The sequence below is a fragment of the Vibrio sp. Isolate22 genome, assembly GCF_022398115.1.
GTDB lineage: Bacteria > Pseudomonadota > Gammaproteobacteria > Enterobacterales > Vibrionaceae > Vibrio.
Window position 1 is genome coordinate 131,298 of sequence record NZ_JAKEUW010000005.1, and the last position, 17,507, is coordinate 148,804.

At 44.7% G+C, this 17,507-nt stretch carries 20 protein-coding genes; 15 read left to right on the forward strand and 5 right to left on the reverse strand.

Features of this window, described 5'->3' with window-relative positions; genetic code table 11:
* The first annotated feature begins 9 nt into the window (after nt 1–9).
* The 15 genes from L1D55_RS05440 to L1D55_RS05510 all read left to right on the forward strand — a co-directional run bounded on the left by L1D55_RS05440 (nt 10) and on the right by L1D55_RS05510 (nt 12,379).
* Entirely contained in the window at nt 10–1,128 is a 1,119-nt protein-coding gene (locus L1D55_RS05440; RefSeq protein ID WP_239916748.1) for a chemotaxis response regulator protein-glutamate methylesterase, read from the forward strand.
* Between the two features lie 10 nt (nt 1,129–1,138).
* Nucleotides 1,139–1,921, forward strand: a complete 783-nt coding sequence (locus L1D55_RS05445; RefSeq protein ID WP_239916750.1) for a ParA family protein — start codon at nt 1,139–1,141, stop codon at nt 1,919–1,921.
* A complete protein-coding gene (locus L1D55_RS05450; protein ID WP_239916759.1) occupies nt 1,908–3,017 on the forward strand; it encodes a chemotaxis protein CheW in 1,110 nt (369 codons plus the stop codon). The genes L1D55_RS05445 and L1D55_RS05450 overlap by 14 nt, the downstream gene beginning before the upstream one ends.
* A 70-nt stretch (nt 3,018–3,087) precedes the next feature.
* Nucleotides 3,088–3,582: a chemotaxis protein CheW gene (locus L1D55_RS05455; RefSeq protein ID WP_239916760.1), complete on the forward strand. Its 495-nt coding sequence runs from the start codon at nt 3,088–3,090 to the stop codon at nt 3,580–3,582.
* Entirely contained in the window at nt 3,582–4,094 is a 513-nt protein-coding gene (locus L1D55_RS05460; RefSeq protein WP_061033685.1) for a DUF2802 domain-containing protein, read from the forward strand. Before L1D55_RS05455 ends, L1D55_RS05460 begins: the two co-directional genes overlap by 1 nt.
* Nucleotides 4,095–4,370: 276 nt before the next feature.
* Nucleotides 4,371–4,988, forward strand: coding sequence for a cytochrome c biogenesis heme-transporting ATPase CcmA (ccmA, locus tag L1D55_RS05465; RefSeq protein ID WP_004739877.1), 618 nt, complete (start codon nt 4,371–4,373; stop codon nt 4,986–4,988).
* A 1-nt stretch (nt 4,989) separates the two neighbouring features.
* Nucleotides 4,990–5,658, forward strand: a complete 669-nt coding sequence (ccmB, locus tag L1D55_RS05470) for a heme exporter protein CcmB (RefSeq protein WP_004739878.1) — start codon at nt 4,990–4,992, stop codon at nt 5,656–5,658.
* 147 nt (nt 5,659–5,805) lie between these two features.
* Nucleotides 5,806–6,546 (forward strand): heme ABC transporter permease, encoded by a 741-nt coding sequence (locus tag L1D55_RS05475; RefSeq protein WP_004739880.1) that lies wholly within the window; start codon nt 5,806–5,808, stop codon nt 6,544–6,546.
* A 14-nt stretch (nt 6,547–6,560) separates the two neighbouring features.
* Nucleotides 6,561–6,767, forward strand: a complete 207-nt coding sequence (gene ccmD / locus L1D55_RS05480; protein ID WP_008218322.1) for a heme exporter protein CcmD — start codon at nt 6,561–6,563, stop codon at nt 6,765–6,767.
* Nucleotides 6,764–7,246, forward strand: coding sequence for a cytochrome c maturation protein CcmE (gene ccmE, locus L1D55_RS05485; protein ID WP_004739883.1), 483 nt, complete (start codon nt 6,764–6,766; stop codon nt 7,244–7,246). Before ccmD ends, ccmE begins: the two co-directional genes overlap by 4 nt.
* On the forward strand, nt 7,243–9,213 hold the full coding sequence (locus L1D55_RS05490) for a heme lyase CcmF/NrfE family subunit (protein ID WP_239916762.1): 1,971 nt from the start codon (nt 7,243–7,245) through the stop codon (nt 9,211–9,213). The genes ccmE and L1D55_RS05490 overlap by 4 nt, the downstream gene beginning before the upstream one ends.
* Before the next feature lie 5 nt (nt 9,214–9,218).
* Nucleotides 9,219–9,770 carry a DsbE family thiol:disulfide interchange protein gene (locus L1D55_RS05495; RefSeq protein WP_239916763.1) on the forward strand — a complete coding sequence of 184 codons (552 nt, stop codon included), beginning with the start codon at nt 9,219–9,221 and terminating at the stop codon, nt 9,768–9,770.
* Nucleotides 9,767–10,258, forward strand: coding sequence for a cytochrome c-type biogenesis protein (locus L1D55_RS05500; protein WP_171368388.1), 492 nt, complete (start codon nt 9,767–9,769; stop codon nt 10,256–10,258). Before L1D55_RS05495 ends, L1D55_RS05500 begins: the two co-directional genes overlap by 4 nt.
* Nucleotides 10,258–11,478, forward strand: coding sequence for a c-type cytochrome biogenesis protein CcmI (gene ccmI, locus L1D55_RS05505; protein ID WP_239916769.1), 1,221 nt, complete (start codon nt 10,258–10,260; stop codon nt 11,476–11,478). Before L1D55_RS05500 ends, ccmI begins: the two co-directional genes overlap by 1 nt.
* Before the next feature lie 118 nt (nt 11,479–11,596).
* Nucleotides 11,597–12,379, forward strand: a complete 783-nt coding sequence (locus tag L1D55_RS05510; protein ID WP_239916775.1) for an MlaA family lipoprotein — start codon at nt 11,597–11,599, stop codon at nt 12,377–12,379.
* 90 nt (nt 12,380–12,469) lie between these two features.
* Here the strand turns inward: L1D55_RS05510 and L1D55_RS05515 are convergent, their stop codons facing one another.
* The 5 genes from L1D55_RS05515 to L1D55_RS05535 all read right to left on the reverse strand — a co-directional run.
* Complete coding sequence (locus L1D55_RS05515; RefSeq protein ID WP_239916777.1) at nt 12,470–13,765, reverse strand: outer membrane protein transport protein; 1,296 nt, start codon at nt 13,763–13,765, stop codon at nt 12,470–12,472.
* A 296-nt stretch (nt 13,766–14,061) separates the two neighbouring features.
* Complete coding sequence (locus tag L1D55_RS05520; protein WP_239916780.1) at nt 14,062–15,357, reverse strand: outer membrane protein transport protein; 1,296 nt, start codon at nt 15,355–15,357, stop codon at nt 14,062–14,064.
* Nucleotides 15,358–15,654: 297 nt separating this feature from the next.
* Nucleotides 15,655–16,383, reverse strand: a complete 729-nt coding sequence (locus L1D55_RS05525; protein WP_239916782.1) for a DUF3379 domain-containing protein — start codon at nt 16,381–16,383, stop codon at nt 15,655–15,657.
* Nucleotides 16,376–16,924 carry a sigma-70 family RNA polymerase sigma factor gene (locus L1D55_RS05530; protein WP_004739895.1) on the reverse strand — a complete coding sequence of 183 codons (549 nt, stop codon included), beginning with the start codon at nt 16,922–16,924 and terminating at the stop codon, nt 16,376–16,378. Before L1D55_RS05530 ends, L1D55_RS05525 begins: the two co-directional genes overlap by 8 nt.
* A 345-nt stretch (nt 16,925–17,269) precedes the next feature.
* Nucleotides 17,270–17,507, reverse strand: a 238-nt coding sequence (locus L1D55_RS05535; RefSeq protein WP_239916214.1) for a transposase, incomplete at its 5' end; no start/stop codon positions are given.

Genomic DNA, 17,507 nt, shown 5'->3' on the forward strand with positions numbered 1-17,507 from the left:
AGGATAAATATGGCGATTAAAGTATTAGTCGTTGATGATTCGAGCTTTTTTCGTCGTCGAGTAAGCGAGATCATCAATTCAGAGGCTCGCCTAGAAGTCATCGATGTTGCGGTAAATGGTAAGGAAGCGGTAGAGAAAGCGAAACAGCTAAGACCTGACGTAATTACCATGGACATCGAAATGCCTGTCATGGACGGTATCACTGCCGTTCGTGAAATTATGGCGGCGTCTCCAACGCCTATTTTGATGTTTTCATCGCTAACGCATGATGGTGCTAAAGCGACATTAGATGCTCTAGATGCAGGTGCTTTAGATTTCCTACCTAAGAAGTTCGAAGACATCGCACGTAACCGCGATGATGCCGTTGCGTTACTTCAACAGCGTGTGATTCAGATTGCGGCTAAACGTGCTTTCATGCGTCGTGCACCAATTGCACCGAGAGTGGCAGCAACAGCGTCAACATCAACGCCATTGCGCCAACCGGTTACTAATGCTGCTCCAGCCGCTAGACCTGCTGCAGCAACTGCTGCGAAGTTCAGAGCCTCGGGCAAAAAGTATCAATTAACTGCCATTGGCACATCGACTGGCGGCCCTGTTGCGCTACAGAAGATTTTAACGCGCATCCCTGCGAACTACCCGCACCCGATTGTGCTAGTTCAGCATATGCCTGCAACCTTCACTGCGGCATTTGCTAGTCGCCTGAACACCTTGTGTAAGATCGAAGTTCGCGAAGCTCAAGACGGAGACGTGTTGAAGCCTGGTGTTGCTTACCTTGCTCCGGGTGGTAAGCAGATGATGGTTGATGGTCGTGCAGGTTCGGCTCGCCTAAGAATTATTGATGGCGGCGATCGCATGAATTACAAACCATGTGTTGATGTGACTTTCGGTTCTGCAGCTAAGATCTACGGCGACAAAGTGTTGTCTATGATATTGACTGGCATGGGCGCAGATGGTCGTGAAGGTTCACGCATGTTGAAAACTGCGGGCTCGACTGTCTGGGCGCAAGATGAAGATAGCTGTGTTGTATATGGTATGCCTCAAGCTGTAGCAAAAGCTGGCATTTCTACTGAAGACCTACCTCTGGACCGCATCGCGGAACGGATCTTGGTTGAAGTTGGGTTAGCTTAGGTAAATCGCGATGATTGTTTGGAGTGTTGCAAACCAAAAAGGTGGTGTTGGTAAAACAACCACGACTGTGACCATAGCAGGCCTGCTTGCTCTAAAAGGGCACCGTGTGTTGCTGGTTGATACGGACCCACATGCATCACTGACCACCTATCTGGGGTACGACTCAGATACGGTGGAGTCTAGCTTGTTCGATCTGTTTCAGCTTAGTGAGTTTTCTGCGCAGACGGTTAGACCACTGACGTTACAAACCGAAGTTGAAGGCATCGATATCATTCCAGCACATATGTCACTGGCAACACTTGATCGTGTGATGGGAAATCGAAGCGGCATGGGATTAATCTTGAAGCGTGCTTTGGCCGCGTTGAAAGACGATTACGACTATGTGTTGATCGACTGTCCGCCAATTCTTGGTGTGATGATGGTGAATGCCTTAGCGGCGAGTGATCGTATTTTGATTCCGGTACAGACCGAGTTTCTGGCAATGAAAGGTTTAGAGCGCATGATTCGCACGCTAACCATTATGCAGAAGTCTCGTAAAACACCATTTAAGGCGACGATTGTACCTACCATGTACGACAAACGAACCAAGGCATCGCTGCAAACTCTCACGCAGCTGAAAGATGATTATCCAAACCAAGTTTGGACATCAGCTGTACCGATTGATACCAAGTTTAGAGATGCAAGCTTAAAGCGTTTGCCAGCCTCTCACTTTGCGTCGGGTAGCCGAGGTGTATTTGCTTATAAACAGCTGCTTATTTATCTCGAAAGGTTGGCGATAAATGAGCGAAAATAAAGATTCAACAATAGCGCGCCCAGGTCTATCGAGTGAACAAGCACTGGATGATTATTTTACTGCGCTATTAGGTGATGAAAGCTTTGAAACTGAAGAGTTTTTAGTTGACGAGTCTGATGATGAATCACACTCTGAAGAGCCAGAGCCAGAGCCAGAGCCAGAGCCAGAGCCAGAGCCAGAGCCAGAGCCAGCGCGTCAATTAGCGAGTCATCATTCAAGCTATGCCGAAATACGTGCAGCTGAGTTTGAAGTACCTAATCTAGAGGACGTTCAGAAGCTACTGAGTCGGTTAGAGGCAACCAATGTTGTTGAGGACCTGAACCTCGATGAACTGATGGACCAGAACACGCAGAAGATCGCTCAGCAAGCAGACATGCAAATGTTTGATGCAGCGGTCGAGTCGGTTCAAGTCTCATTAGAGCCAGAGATTCAAGACTGGAATCTTCCGGAACCAGATTTATCGATAGCGGTAGAACCTCAAGCGGAACTGCAGCCAATCGAAGAACCAACAACAGAAGCTGAGCTTCTAGTCGTTGAGCAGCAAGTCTCTGAAATCGAAGCCGATGCTCCTGACATTGAGTCCGCGACTGAGCCAGAAACACAGGCGGGTGGTGCAGGGCAGTTTACTTCTTGGGAAAGCACGGCTCGAACTGAAGACTTCCAGGTTTTGTATTTCGATGTCAATGGTGTGACCTTCGCGGTACCGCTAGACGAACTGGGTGGAATCCACCGCCTCGAAGAGGTCAATCATATTATTGGCAAACCATCTTGGTACTTGGGGTTACAAACCAACCGAGACAGCCAGTTAGATGTGGTCGACACCGCAAAATGGGTGATGGCTGAGAAGTTAGCCAGTGACGAATACAAAGAAAACTATCAATATATAGTGATGCTTGGAGAAAGCTTATGGGGGCTTGCAAGCACTGAGCTTAAAGGCACCGAGCTGCTGAATACTGACAAAGTACGTTGGCGAGAAATGGCAGGAAAACGCCCATGGCTCGCTGGTATGGTAAAAGAAAAAATGTGTGCTTTGATCCATGTCGAAGCATTAATCGCCATGCTAAATGCAGGGCTAGATGTAAAAGCATTGAGCTAGTACCACGACTGGTACAACAAAAGCATCAAGTTAATAATAGTGGTCGGTAACGACGGCAAGAGGATTATCTATGTCTCAAATGAGTGAAGTTGAAGTAAGAAAAGATCAAACGAATGACGAAGTACTTCAATGGGTAACATTCCAGCTAGAAGAAGAAACTTACGGCATCAATGTAATGCAAGTTCGTGAAGTACTGCGTTACAGTGAGATCGCTCCGGTACCAGGTGCTCCTGACTACGTGCTAGGTATTATTAACCTACGTGGTAACGTTGTTACTGTTATCGACACTCGCTCTCGGTTTGGTTTGATGCAAGGTGAAATCACGGATAACACTCGTATCATCGTTATTGAATCTGAGCGTCAAGTTATTGGCATCCTGGTTGATAGCGTTGCTGAAGTGGTTTACCTACGTTCTTCTGAAATCGATACAACACCAAGTGTTGGTACTGATGAAAGCGCGAAGTTCATCCAGGGCGTTAGCAACCGTGATGGCAAGCTGCTTATCTTAGTAGCTCTAAACAAACTACTAAGCGAAGACGAATGGGATGAGATGGCTCACCTATAATGTTTGAAGCGCTTCCTTTAAGCCCTGCTGCGCTGATTGCTGGAGTTGGGGTTTTTACGTTATTCATCGTGGTTTTGATTAGCAAAGTAAAAAGTGCGATTCAAAAGCAATTGGATCAGTCACGTCTGCAAGTCCGAAACTTGGACAAAGAGCTACAAAAGTCGAGTAAGCAATTGCTAGAAGTTCGCTCTGTTGTGGTTGGTCTTGGCCAGAAAGTGACTGAACAACAAGATCTAATCAAACACCTGAATGAACGTATTGTCGAGCTGGAACATGCGGATACCGATGGACGTTTGTACACTCGTGCAACGAAAATGGTTCAGCTTGGCGCTGGGATTAACGAGTTAATTGAAGAATGTGAATTACCTAAAGCTGAAGCTGAGCTGATGATGTCTCTGCAAAACAAGCTTGCCGGTAAAGAGAAAATTCCTTCATTACGAAGCGACCCTTCCTCGTTTGATGAGCATCCCACCGCCTCTCGTGATCGCAGGGATCCACCTCGACGCCGTTAAATTGAGCGCTACTCGTGATAAACACATTCTGTTTGTTACACACTCCTCTAAAAAGAAGCTTCGGCTTCTTTTTTTGTGCTTGAGTAACTGTTTATAGAACGATGTTTATAAGTGCTTGTTAGTATTGCAATATCTCATTTTTGGTCAAAATGTGTAAATTGTGATGCAGTAGTAACAGTTTCTTACCGACTTTGTTCTACTGAAAACGCCTAGTCCTGTTTTGTCACCATATTGGTGTGCTACTATACCCCTCTCATTACTCGACTAAATTTACCTATGCTAGAAGTCTCAAATTTAACTGCTATTCGTGACGAAAGGGTTCTGTTTGAATCGTTGTCTTTTCAATTGAAGCCAGGAGAACTGGTTCAAGTTGAAGGTCGAAACGGTACAGGAAAAACGACACTCCTTAGGATTATCACTGGTTTAGGTGATCGTGACGAAGGCACTATCTCTTGGGATGGCGAGCCAATTGAATCTAGTCGAGATGTGTATCATCAAAATCTGCTTTTTCTTGGTCATCAAACTGGCGTAAAGCGCGAGCTTAGCGCTTATGAGAACCTGAGTTTCTACCAGTCAATTCATTGTGGCGAAACGAATAAGGAAGAGCTTTATCAAGCGCTTGCTCAGGTAGGGCTAGCAGGCCGAGAGGATGTGCCTGCGGGGCAATTGTCTGCTGGCCAACAGCGTCGTGTAGCTTTAGCTCGTCTTTGGTTGAGTAAGCAGATGTTATGGATTCTCGATGAACCGTTGACTGCGATTGATAAGCAGGGCGTTAAGGTTCTAGAATCGCTTTTTTCTCAGCATGCGGATAACGGTGGGATTGTGCTACTCACTACCCACCAAGATATGTTTGCTGATAGCCCGAAACTAAGAAAAATAAAATTGGGTGAGTAATATGATCTCTTCAATGACCACGATTATCCGACGTGAGCTGCTTATCGCTTTTCGACGCCAGGCGGATATCTTTAACCCGCTGTGGTTCTTCATTATTGTTATCACGCTTTTTCCTCTGAGCATTGGTCCTGAGCCAAACCTACTTGCACGTATTGCTGCGGGTATTGTTTGGGTGGCCGCATTGCTCTCTGCATTGCTCTCTCTTGAGCGCCTATTTCGTGATGATTTTCAAGATGGTGCCCTTGAACAGATGATGCTGATGCCCATCCCGTTGCAGTTGGTAGTATTGTCCAAGGTCATAGCACACTGGTTATTGACCGGGTTACCATTAATTTTAATTAGCCCACTGTTGGCTGTTTTGTTGTCATTGGATTTTGACACTTGGCTCTCTGTTGTGATGACTTTGCTTGTCGGAACGCCTGCCTTGAGCTTTATCGGGGCGATTGGTGTTGCTTTGACGGTTGGGTTACAGAAGGGCGGGGTGTTACTGAGCCTGCTAATTTTGCCGCTGTACATCCCTATTTTGATTTTCGCAACGTCAGCGATTGACGCTGCCGCGTTGGGCGTTGCATACAATGGTCAGTTAGCGATTCTCGGCGCCATGTTGATGGGCGCGATGACGCTAACTCCTTTTGCGATCAGTGCCGCACTTCGCGTGAGTGTGAACTGATAACGGTACCAGTATCGTATAGCTAAAGTGAACCAAAGTGTTCGATGAGACTCATAGAGTCAGCAAAACAGAAAGCAGAACAAATATATTATTATAATTATAGCTTTAGTAGCTGTAAGCAATATGAAGTAAGAGTGAGATTACAACATGTGGAAATGGCTCCATCCCTATGCCAAAGCAGAAACGTCATACCAGCTTGCTGGTAAACTTCTGCCGTGGTTCTCAATCCTAGCACTATTGTGTCTATCCGTTGGTACGGTGTGGGGCCTTGCGTTTGCGCCCTCTGATTATCAACAGGGTGATAGTTTCCGAATTATCTACATTCACGTTCCTTCTGCCATTTGGTCGATGGGCGTATATATGTCGATGGCGATCGCTGCATTCATTGGATTGGTATGGCAGGTAAGACTATCTGACATGGCGGCATTGGCGATGGCACCAATCGGAGCTGTGTTTACCTTTATCGCACTACTGACTGGTGCAGTTTGGGGTAAGCCAATGTGGGGCGCTTGGTGGGTTTGGGATGCACGCCTAACCTCAGAGTTGATTCTTCTATTCCTATACCTAGGTGTAATTGCACTGCACCACGCGTTTGATGACCAAAAAACAGCAGCAAAAGCGGCTGGTATTTTGGCTATCGTCGGCGTGATTAACCTCCCTATTATTCACTTCTCGGTAGAGTGGTGGAACACACTTCATCAAGGTGCGACGATCACTAAGTTCGCAAAACCTTCGATTTCAAGTGACATGTTATGGCCGCTTCTTCTTAACATCTTCGGCTTCGCTTTTTTCTTTGGCGCTTTGACTATGATTCGTTTCCGTAACGAAATCATCAGCAAAGAAAGTCATCGTCCATGGGTTCGTAAGCTTGCGGCTGATAAAGCGTAGTAGGGTAGGTAATTATGTATTTTGAATCTTTGAGTGATTTCTTTGCCATGGGTGGTTACGCCTCATACGTATGGAGTGCATTTGGAATCACATTTCTCTCGATGATCATCTTACTCGTGGTAAGCGTTCGTCGTGGTAAGCAATTACTAACTGAAGTACAAGCTAAGGTTGACCGTCAAGCTCGTATCGATGCAGCAAAAAATATGGAGAACACTCTATGAACCCAAGACGCAAAAAGAGGCTGGGCATTGTCTTAGCGATCTTTTTTGGTATCAGTGCAACTGTTGGATTGATTGTTTATGCACTTAACCAGAACATGGATCTGTTCTACACACCAACTGAACTTGTTAATGGTAAAGATGGTAAGAAACCTGAAGTTGGTCAACGCCTACGCATTGGTGGCATGGTTGTCGTTGGTTCTGTGAGCCGTGATAACGAATCATTGCGAGTTAGCTTCGATTTAGCTGATGTCGGCCCTAAAGTAACAATCTTATACGATGGTATCCTTCCTGATCTTTTCCGTGAAGGCCAAGGTATTGTTGCTCAAGGTGTCTTAAAAGACGCAACGACAATCGAAGCGTTTGAGGTGTTGGCAAAGCACGATGAAGAGTACATGCCTTCTGAAGTTGCGGAAGCAATGAAGAAAACACATGAGCCTTTGCAATACACGACTGAACAAAAAGAAGGAAAAGCTCAATGATAGCCGAGATCGGCCATTTTGCGATGATCCTGTCCTTGGGACTTGCATTGCTGCTAAGCGTGCTCCCACTGTATGGAGCCGCTCGAAATAACACATTACTGATGAACAGCGCACGACCTTTGTCGTGGGGCATGTTCGGATTCTTAGCGATTTCGTTTTTTATCTTGTGTTACGCGTTTTACACAAATGATTTTACGATTCAATACGTTGCAAGTAACTCAAACAGCCAACTACCTTGGTACTACCGAATTACGGCCGTTTGGGGTGCACACGAAGGTTCATTGTTGCTTTGGGTACTTATCCAAGCAGGTTGGACGGTAGCAGTAGCGACATTCAGCCGTGGTATGCCTCAAGAGTCTGTGGCTCGCGTATTGGCTATCATGGGTTTGATCACTGTCGGCTTCTTGCTGTTCATTATCGTAACTTCTAACCCATTCCTACGTACACTGCCTTTCTTCCCTGTTGATGGTCGTGACTTGAACCCGCTACTGCAAGATCCGGGTTTGATTATTCACCCACCGATGCTTTACATGGGTTATGTAGGTTTCTCAGTAGCGTTCTCTTTTGCTATCGCTTCTCTAATGAGTGGTCGTTTGGATACGGCTTGGGCTCGTTGGTCTCGTCCTTGGACAATTGCGGCTTGGTTGTTCCTAACAATTGGTATCGCTCTGGGTTCTTGGTGGGCTTACTACGAACTTGGCTGGGGTGGCTGGTGGTTCTGGGATCCAGTAGAAAACGCATCTTTCATGCCTTGGCTAGCAGGTACAGCGCTGATGCACTCGCTTGCGGTTACAGAAAAGCGCGGTACGTTTAAAGCTTGGACAGTACTACTTGCAATCTCTGCATTCTCATTGAGTTTACTAGGCACTTTCTTAGTTCGTTCGGGTATCTTGGTATCGGTTCACGCGTTCGCGTCGGATCCGGCTCGCGGTATGTTTATTCTAGGCTTCTTAGTCTTCGTTATCGGTGGTTCACTATTGCTGTTCGCAGTGAAAGGTGCATCAGTACGTGTTCGTGGTAACTTCGATCTAGTCTCTCGTGAAAACGCACTACTAGGTAACAACATCCTGTTGATTGCTGCTCTAGTGGTGGTGCTAGTTGGTACTCTACTACCGCTCGTTCACAAACAGTTGGGTTTGGGCTCGGTATCTATCGGTGCACCATTCTTCGACATGTTGTTCTTCTGGTTAATGATTCCGTTCTCGTTCCTGTTGGGTATCGGTCCTCTTATCCGTTGGAAGCGTGACAACCTATCTAAGCTTGTTAAGCCGATGGTCATTTCAGGTGTACTCTCGTTAGGATTGAGTGCGCTATTGGTGACGGTACTGGCTGATCGTTTCAGTGGTACTGCGTTTGCTGGTTGGGTGATGGCATTCTGGATCATCTTCATGCATGGCTTCGAACTGCATGAACGTGCGACTTACCGTCATACATTTATGAAAGGTCTGACTAAGTTACCTCGCAGTCACTGGGCTATGGTGTGTGGTCACATCGGTTTAGCGGTAACTGTGATTGGTATCGCGATGGTACAGAACTACAGTATTGAACGTGATGTTCGTCTGGCACCAGGTGAGAGCTACCAGCTTGAAGAGTACGACTTCCTATTTACGGGTGTTCGTGACAAAGATGGTCCAAACTACGATGGTTACATTGCTGATTTTGAAATTACAAAAGAAGGCAAATACATCAACACGCTTCATGCAGAAAAACGTTTCTACACGACTGCTAAGTCTATGATGACAGAAGCGGCGATTGATCGTGGCGTAACACGTGACCTTTACATTGCTATGGGTGAACGTTTAGACGACAACAAATCTTGGGCTGTACGTATCTACTACAAACCATTTGTACGTTGGATCTGGGCGGGCTCTTTGATCATGTCTCTTGGTGGTGCTATCGCTATCAGTGACCGTCGTTACCGTTTCCGTAAGCCATCTAAAAAGTCGGCTAAAGAGCAGGAGGCTTAACTCGAATGAACAAAAAGATTTTATTCATTCCATTGATTGCGTTCATGGTTCTAGCGGGAATCTTTGCAACGCAATTAGTGCGCAATCAGTCGGGCGATGACCCGACTAAACTTGAATCGGTATTAATTGGTAAACCAGTACCTCAGTTTGATCTAGAAGACTTAGAGCAACCAGGTAAGCTTCATGATCAAGCGATCTTCCAGGGCGAACCTCTACTGCTTAATGTGTGGGCGACTTGGTGTCCTACTTGTTACGCAGAGCACTCATACTTGAACAAGCTTGCTGACAAGGGCGTTAAGATCATTGGTTTGAACTATAAAGATGATCGTAATAAGGCTGTGGGTTGGCTAAAAGAGTTGGGTAACCCATACCTGATCAGTCTGTTCGACGGTAACGGGATGCTAGGTCTAGACCTTGGTGTATATGGTGCTCCTGAGACTTTCCTAATCGACGCTAACGGTGTCGTTCGCTATCGCCATGTGGGTGATGTCAACCCAGCGAACTGGGCATCGACGCTTGAGCCGATGTACAACGAGTTGTTGGAGGAAGCGAAATGATTAAGAAGGCTCTGATTACTTTATTTGCTACGTTTGCGATTTCAGCGACTGTGTCTGCAGCGCCTATCGAGTTTCATGAATTCGATAACGCTGACCAAGAACAGCAGTTTAAAGAGCTGAGCAACACGCTGCGTTGTCCTAAATGTCAGAACAACACGATTGGTGACTCGAATGCTGAATTAGCGGTCGACTTGCGTCAAAAAGTGTACGAGATGACAAAAGATGGTAAGTCGAAGCAAGACATCATTGATTACATGATTGCTCGTTACGGTAACTTCGTTACTTACAATCCGCCATTAACACTTGCGACGTCGATCCTTTGGATCGGTCCATTTGCAGTGGTTGTGTTTGGATTTGGCTTGATCATTTTACGAAGCAGAAAGTCAAAATCACAAGCGGCAACAGAGTCAGATAAAGACTGGGATGCAGATAAAGAAGCACGTTTAAAAGCGTTACTCGATGAAGAGAACGACGGAGATAAACAGTAATGACTCTATTTTGGGTTTCGACCATTATTCTTTCGCTAGCAGCAATCTTGATGATTGTTCTGCCTTTTATCAATAAAAAGGCAAACAACGATGATGTGCTTCGCGATGAATTGAACAAAGCATTCTACAAAGATCGCCTTGATGAGTTAGAAGTAGAAGCAGAAGAAGGTCTTGTTGATAACCAACAGGAACTGATCGCTGATTTGAAACAATCTCTGCTTGATGATGTTCCTGCTAAGCAAGAGATGAAAAAGACTCATATCTCAACGCTTGGCGTGGTTGTTCCATCAATCATTTTGGTTGTTGCAGTTACCTACGGTATGTACTTTAAGTTTGGTGCGCTAGACAAGGTTCAACACTGGCAAGAAGTGAGCAATAACCTTCCTGAGCTATCTAAAAAGCTAATGTCATCAGAAGGCGGTACACTAACCGATGATGAACTTGAAGATTTGACACTAGCACTACGTACTCGCTTGCATTACCAACCAAAAGATTCAACGGGTTGGCTGCTACTGGGTCGTATTGCGCTGGCTAACCGTGATGCACAAACCGCGATTGATGCGATGGAACGTGCTTATAAGCTAGAGCCTAAGGACGAAGACGTTCAACTTGGCTTTGCACAAGCACTGATGTTGTCTCCAGATGAGGCAGAGCAAAACCAAGCTCGCTTGCTTCTAAGTCGTTTGGTTCAAAACGATTACGTTGATCTTCGTGTGTTCTCGCTACTCGCATTCGATGCATTTGAGCGTCAAGATTACCCAGGCGCGGTTAAGTACTGGAGCATCATGCAACAGATGATTGGTCCACAAGACAGCCGTTACGAAATGCTTTCTCGCAGCATCGAAAGTGCTCAGAAGAAAATGGGCGATGCGATGGGTGTTGACCAAGGCAAGAGTGTTGCAGTAACACTTGATCTGTCTGCTGATGTGAACGCAGATCCTAATTCAGTGCTAGTTGTCTCTGTACACCGAGCGGATGGTTCACCAATGCCTATCGCAGCAGCTCGTTATCCGTTAGGCTCTTTTCCTCGCACGGTTGTACTGGATGACGGTAACAGCATGATGCAAGGTCAAAAGCTGTCTAGTCTTGAAACTCTGATGGTTAGAGCTAGGCTTGATACAGATGGTAACGTTTCAACTCGCGATGGTGATTGGTACGGTGAGAGTGAAGCGGTTGAATTGGGTGAACCTGTGACCATTAATATCAATAAGCAATATTAATCATCATTTTGCATAGGTGTTAGCTATTCCGATTTATAAACAAACGGTATAGACTTACGCAAACAATTGAGGCCAGCGATTGCTGGCCTTTTTTATTATTCCTTATGGAAAAGGTGATATGTCTATCAGTGTTTTAAGACTCTCGAGTTTACTCTTTATCGCAAGCTTAACGGTGGGCTGCTCTAGCGCGCCAGATGAAAGCAACAATGATAATCTCGAAACCTTTGAATACGTCGAAGAGTCCCACCCGAATGATCCCTTTGAAGGTTTCAACCGAGCGATGTGGAATATTAACTACGAGTATTTAGATCCTTATTTAGTTCGCCCTGTTTCTCTCGCTTATGTTGACTACACTCCTGTGCCAGTACGTTCTGGTATCTCCAACTTTCTAGCCAACTTAGACGAACCATCAAGCATGGTGAATAACCTCATCATGGGTAATGGTGAGAAAGCGCTCGACCACTTTAACCGTTTTTGGATTAACTCAACATTTGGCCTGTTAGGCTTAATCGATATTGCTAGCGAAGCCGGGATCACCAAATATGATGATAAGTCCTTTTCTGATGCGATTGGTCATTACGGAGTAGGGAATGGTCCGTACTTTATGGTGCCAGGTTATGGTCCTTTAACGACACGTGAAGTGACTGAGACCGTTGATGGTCTGTATGTTCCTCTGTCTTTCTTGAATTTTTGGGCGAGCTTAGGTAAATGGGCTTTCGAAGGTATGGAAACACGTGCCCAGTTAGTTTCGCAAGAAGCACTGCTGGACGACTCTCCAGACCCATACGCGCTAACACGTGATGTCTACATCCAACGTCGTGACTTCAAAGCTGAGATTGAACCAGAAGAGGTGGATCTTGAAGAAGAAGATTTCATCGATGGTTATCTAGAAGACTACTAGAAACTCGATTTAGGAAACCGATAAAAGAAAGGCTCGATGTTGAAAACAACATCGAGCCTTTTTAATGCTTTCTACTTTTAGAACAGTAGATTAGAAGCGGTAGTTAGCTTGTACACCAACTAGCCAGATGCTACCAGTTACTTCACCTTCGAAGCTGCCACCAAACATATCAGCACCACCGAAGCCTGGGTCTGTTTCATGCATTTTAGCGTCTTTCGCTAGAATGTAAGTGAAGCCAGCGTCTAGTGTTAGTTGCTCAGACCATTGGTAACCTGCACCAATACTTAACCAAGTACGGTCTGTTTCTGGAATCGTTGCTGTGCGGTGTTCTTCGCTTACTGCTGATGTATCGTAAGCAATACCAGAACGTAGAGCCAACTTAGGTGTCATTTGGTATGTAGTACCAATCGCAAAGCGGTAGTTGTCTTCCCAGTTTTCTTGCTTGATTTCTACACTATTTTCACCTGGGAAATCGGCAACAAGCTCCTTAAAGCTACTCCAGTTTGTCCAGTTAATGCTCGCATGAACTGCTACTTTATCTGTTAATTGATGGAAGCTAGCAAGTTCAGCTGTTGCTGGAAGAGCAAGATCCATTGAACCATTTTTGTGGGCTGTTGGGTTTGCTTGGTTAAAGCCGAAGCCTTTCGCGTAACCTTCTAGCGTTAGGTCTACCTCTGACTTATAGGTGAAACCTACGCGGTTACTTTCATTGATTTGCCAAGCTGTACCAACTTGCCAGCCCCACGCTGTGTCATCGCCTTCCATATATTTCAGAGCAGTACCTGGCTGCAGTGGAACTAGAGAGTTCGCAGTAGATACTGCACCAAAGCTACCTTCAGCCATGATGTAACGTATACCACCACCAATAGATACACTTTCATGTACTTGGTATGCCGCGTTTAGGTTTAACTCCATTGTAGTAACGCTTGCTTCGTTACCGTGGTTTGCACCACCGAAGTCTTTACCTAGGTCAGTTTCCATACCGTAATTAGTGCCAGCAGCAAAACCTAGTGCGAATTTGTCGTTGTACTTATGAGAAACATAAAAGTTTGGAATTACTGCACTGTGTGCGAAATCACTCGAGTTTGCTGATGATTGCTTAATACCTGTTTGAGTTAGGTAAGTGGATGTGCCGTCGATGTCGATGTTTGGATCAACATAGATAGCACCAACTGAAACTTGAGTACCTTCTAGATAAGTTAGCATTGCAGGGTTACGCCATTGTGCGTCTGCACCGTCAGCCATTGCTGCTTCACCAGCGTATGCGCGACCTAGGCCTGTTGCTGAGTATTCTGCTAGTTGAAAGCCTGCTGCTTGAGTCACAGTAGAAGTTGAAAGTAGTCCAACTGCCACTGCAGTAGATAGAAGAGTCTTATTCATTTTCATTATTATGTTCGCTGAATTATAAGTATTTAGTAGCGTGATTCTACTTTTAGAGTCATTACTTTAAAAACGAAATTCGAATAAAACAGTGTTTTAGGGATTTAATGAGTAATTGTGACTAATTATTAGGTAAATAGTCTGAATGTTTCGGCTGTGTTGCGAAATTTGAGCGTACACTTGTAGCTATAAATAGCCTGTGTAGGCTACAGCTGTGAGCCTAAATTGATGTTAGTCAGGGGCTTAGGTACTAAAAAAGGGTCGCATAAAGCGACCCTTTGATATTTATAACCTAGCTTATATTAGAAGCTGCGGCTGTATTGTAGGCCTAGTAGGATTGCATCAGCGTGTGTTGTTGCTTCAATTGATGAAATTGTAGTTCCTGATATTTCAGTAGTTTCATTGACTTTTACATCATCGCCCAGTAGATAAGTGAAGCCGAAATCTACGTTTGAAGCTGTATCAATGTGGTATGTGAAGCCAGCAGAGAACCATTGACGATCAGAATCTGGTACCGAAACTGATGTAATGCTGTCTTGGGCGCTTGTGTCATACATGTAACCGGCACGTAATGTCCAATCTTTATTCATGTAGTAAGTAGTACCAAGAGCGTAATGCATCCCATCTTGCCATTTATACTCATTTAACTCACCGGCTTTGTCAGCCTCTAGTACGTCAAATGCGCTCCAACCAATCCATTGAACGCTATAGTGAACAGCAAATTTAGAGTCTGGTAGCATATGGTAACCAGAGAACTCAATCATGCTAGGTAACGGCATATTTAATGTATCGTTTTTGTATGTCGCGTTAACCACATCACCTGTTGCTGGGTTCACTCCAATACCAGTAATATCACCTTCAGCTTCTAGAGTTGGACTGTAACGATATGCTAAGCCAAATCTATTATCTTTATCTAGCTCGAAAACTGTACCTAAGTTAAAGCCTACAGCCCAACCGTCAGCGTCTGCATCTAGAGCCGTGTATTCCTGAACACCTGTAGGGTTTGCTACATTGTTAGGCAGCGTAATTTTACGCTCAAGCTTGCCTTGTCCGTAGATGAAGTCTAAACCTGCACCAAAGCTCCACTGTTCATTCAAACGGTATGAGCCAGCAACCCCTAAGTTCATACTTTTAACATCAGTTAGACCACCATACTCAGAACCGGCAAACGAATTGTCAAACTCAGTTTTCGTACCAAAGTTAGTGTAGGCATTGACGCCCCATGCAAATTGGTCATTAACAGGTACAATTAAGTGGATGTTAGGTGCGATAGAAGTATCACCCGCATCGTCATAGTTTGAAGGTGTTGAACCAGTTAATGCGCTAGTGTAAGTGGCATCTTTGACTTCAATTTTTGAAGTGATCGAAGTGAAACCCAAAGATAGTTCAACTTTATCAAACAATGCCATTGCAGCTGGGTTACGTGCCATTACTGACGCGTTATCTGCGATTACTGCATCACCAGCGAAAGCACGGCCGATACCGGTTGCTGATTGTGCGTTAAGTTGAAAACCTGCTGCCATCGCTTGCGAAGACGCCAGTGTAATTGTTACTGCTAAAAGAGACTTTTTAAACAGACGCGTGTTGTTGGTAGTCATTCATTTATTCCTTTATATATCCGCCTCTACAGGGCGATTAATTTGAGCAATTGCTCAATGGTGGCTGATCCTATTCGCAAGTATACGATATACAAATCCGACCATTGGAAAATTTGAGTGGAAAATTATGGAAATGACGCCTATCTGGCACGAAAATGGTGCTAAATGCTGTTTTTTAGAGTTTTAACTCTAGAGTTGTTTGCCCTGTGAATGGATTGGTGTTTTATTTATAAATAAAGCCCAGCAATATCAAGAATATAATTGCTGGGCTTTTAATTGAGGGGCTTTGAGAGATGATTAGCTCATCGGTTTGATCATTATCGTCAGCTTTTCTGAGATTTTAGAAACATCCTCGCCATTTTCACCAACGAGTATCAAACTGCTGTTATCAATTGGCGTTACCGAACCTGACATTCCTTTTTCGTCAAAGTCGACCGGTTTGTCTGTCGGGATGCTAGTCAGAAATAGTGTAACTTTGCCTTTTTCACCCTGGAATACCATGTGCACTGCGTTAGACTTCCCAAAACCACAATGGTTCAGGTAATAGACGTGGTATGGGAAAGCTTCATCAAACTGAAAAGCAAATGGGTTCATTTTTGCATTGATTTGCTGTGATGTAACTTGTTCATCGATAGTGCTCACAAAGCTTTTTTCATCAATAACATGTTTCATCGCCGTATCAGCCAAGCTTGCTTGTGCTGGAGATACTAATGCATTCCCCCAGTTTACTTGGCCAACCAATAGACCAGCAACAAACGCTACAGAAGCCGCCATTGCCATTGCACGTCTCGCAAACGTAGGCCTTACGACTTTGCTCTCTTCGCTTGAGGTTTGATTGAACAGAATGCGATCGGCAAGATCGTCTGGCACGTCTACATTCATTGCAGAGTGGATCTGTTTATCAAGCGATAGTACGTCATCTAAAAATTTACTGTTAGCTTCACTGCTCGCGGCTGCATCAACAATATCTTGTGTGCGCTGTTTAGGTTCCGACAATACACGACGACGAAATTCTAAATCATCCATTATGTTGCCCCCTCTCTGCTTCTTCTGTATCCAGCATCTCTTTCAATTGGTTTCGAGCTCTGAATAAACGTGTCATCACCGTGTTTTTGTTGAGATCCAGAATATCCGCGATCTCGTCACCACTAAAACCACCAATCACTTGTAAGAAGAGAGGTTCACGGTAATCAATTTCAAGTTTCATGATCTGGACTTGCAACCATTGGTGTTGATGGTGCGGGTCATCACTGACACTAGCATCATTACCATGATCGTCGATATCAACCAGATCAAACTGTTTGCGTTCAAAACGTCGAGCATTCTCGCGGCGCAAGATAGTAATCAGCCAAGACTTCGCGGCTTTTTCATCTTGTAGGCTATCGAGTGATTTCCAAGCACGAAGGCAAGTTTCTTGCACTAAATCTTCGGCAATGCTTTTGTCTTTGCATAACCAATAGGCGTAGCGAAAGAGGTCACGGTGATAGGCACGTACGAGTGCTTCGTATTTTCTTTGTTTGTCCATATCAGAGTTGACCGGACGCTTGGCTTTTTTCTTTCCAAACATTTTTATTATTGACACACGAGCCTCCATAATTGCTCTGCGTATAGCTGTCCTCTATACGTTGTGCTTCGTTTTATAATCTGTTTCGTCTTTAGAGCGAACGAGCGGCAGGAAATCGTAAAATCACATTAAAATTGATCTACTTCAAAATCTAAGACCCTGAAAAAGTTATAGTACACCTTGTCGTCTAGTTAGTCATTCGTGGCTAGCATGTTGAGCAAGACGGCACTTCCTTTTGAAGGCTGACTTTACTTTCTCCTAATCAGGAAACTGATTATTTCAATTGGCGTTAAGTTAATTGCTTTATACACATTCCGACCACACAGTATTGTGTGGTTTTTTTTTGGTTCATCGCGGCTTTCCGGGGAAAGCCGCTTTTATCTTCAAGAAGAAGTAGTCTGTATCTCGATACCCATACCCCATTCGCTTGATTAACTTTATTTTGTTGTTTATCCCTTCCAATGTGCAGGTGTTGAGCGGATAACTTGCCGATCCAATAATACCGTGAAGATAAGGCCTCAGTTTTCGTGCGAACTCTTTCAATGGCTTAATTCCACTTTCTTGCACTTGTGCCCACCATACCTCC

What these genes read in the sequence shown, in the direction of transcription:
- ccmE (WP_004739883.1), top strand. Translation starts at nt 6,764, where the DNA reads ATGAACCCAAGACGCAAAAAGAGGCTGGGCATTGTCTTAGCGATCTTT.
- ccmI (WP_239916769.1), top strand. Translation starts at nt 10,258, where the DNA reads ATGACTCTATTTTGGGTTTCGACCATTATTCTTTCGCTAGCAGCAATC.
- L1D55_RS05440 (WP_239916748.1), top strand. Translation starts at nt 10, where the DNA reads ATGGCGATTAAAGTATTAGTCGTTGATGATTCGAGCTTTTTTCGTCGT.
- L1D55_RS05500 (WP_171368388.1), top strand. Translation starts at nt 9,767, where the DNA reads ATGATTAAGAAGGCTCTGATTACTTTATTTGCTACGTTTGCGATTTCA.
- L1D55_RS05510 (WP_239916775.1), top strand. Translation starts at nt 11,597, where the DNA reads ATGTCTATCAGTGTTTTAAGACTCTCGAGTTTACTCTTTATCGCAAGC.
- L1D55_RS05525 (WP_239916782.1), bottom strand. Translation starts at nt 16,383, where the DNA reads ATGGATGATTTAGAATTTCGTCGTCGTGTATTGTCGGAACCTAAACAG.
- L1D55_RS05460 (WP_061033685.1), top strand. Translation starts at nt 3,582, where the DNA reads ATGTTTGAAGCGCTTCCTTTAAGCCCTGCTGCGCTGATTGCTGGAGTT.
- L1D55_RS05495 (WP_239916763.1), top strand. Translation starts at nt 9,219, where the DNA reads ATGAACAAAAAGATTTTATTCATTCCATTGATTGCGTTCATGGTTCTA.
- L1D55_RS05445 (WP_239916750.1), top strand. Translation starts at nt 1,139, where the DNA reads ATGATTGTTTGGAGTGTTGCAAACCAAAAAGGTGGTGTTGGTAAAACA.
- L1D55_RS05450 (WP_239916759.1), top strand. Translation starts at nt 1,908, where the DNA reads ATGAGCGAAAATAAAGATTCAACAATAGCGCGCCCAGGTCTATCGAGT.
- L1D55_RS05515 (WP_239916777.1), bottom strand. Translation starts at nt 13,765, where the DNA reads ATGAAAATGAATAAGACTCTTCTATCTACTGCAGTGGCAGTTGGACTA.
- L1D55_RS05475 (WP_004739880.1), top strand. Translation starts at nt 5,806, where the DNA reads ATGTGGAAATGGCTCCATCCCTATGCCAAAGCAGAAACGTCATACCAG.
- L1D55_RS05490 (WP_239916762.1), top strand. Translation starts at nt 7,243, where the DNA reads ATGATAGCCGAGATCGGCCATTTTGCGATGATCCTGTCCTTGGGACTT.
- ccmD (WP_008218322.1), top strand. Translation starts at nt 6,561, where the DNA reads ATGTATTTTGAATCTTTGAGTGATTTCTTTGCCATGGGTGGTTACGCC.
- ccmA (WP_004739877.1), top strand. Translation starts at nt 4,371, where the DNA reads ATGCTAGAAGTCTCAAATTTAACTGCTATTCGTGACGAAAGGGTTCTG.
- ccmB (WP_004739878.1), top strand. Translation starts at nt 4,990, where the DNA reads ATGATCTCTTCAATGACCACGATTATCCGACGTGAGCTGCTTATCGCT.
- L1D55_RS05455 (WP_239916760.1), top strand. Translation starts at nt 3,088, where the DNA reads ATGTCTCAAATGAGTGAAGTTGAAGTAAGAAAAGATCAAACGAATGAC.
- L1D55_RS05520 (WP_239916780.1), bottom strand. Translation starts at nt 15,357, where the DNA reads ATGACTACCAACAACACGCGTCTGTTTAAAAAGTCTCTTTTAGCAGTA.
- L1D55_RS05530 (WP_004739895.1), bottom strand. Translation starts at nt 16,924, where the DNA reads ATGTTTGGAAAGAAAAAAGCCAAGCGTCCGGTCAACTCTGATATGGAC.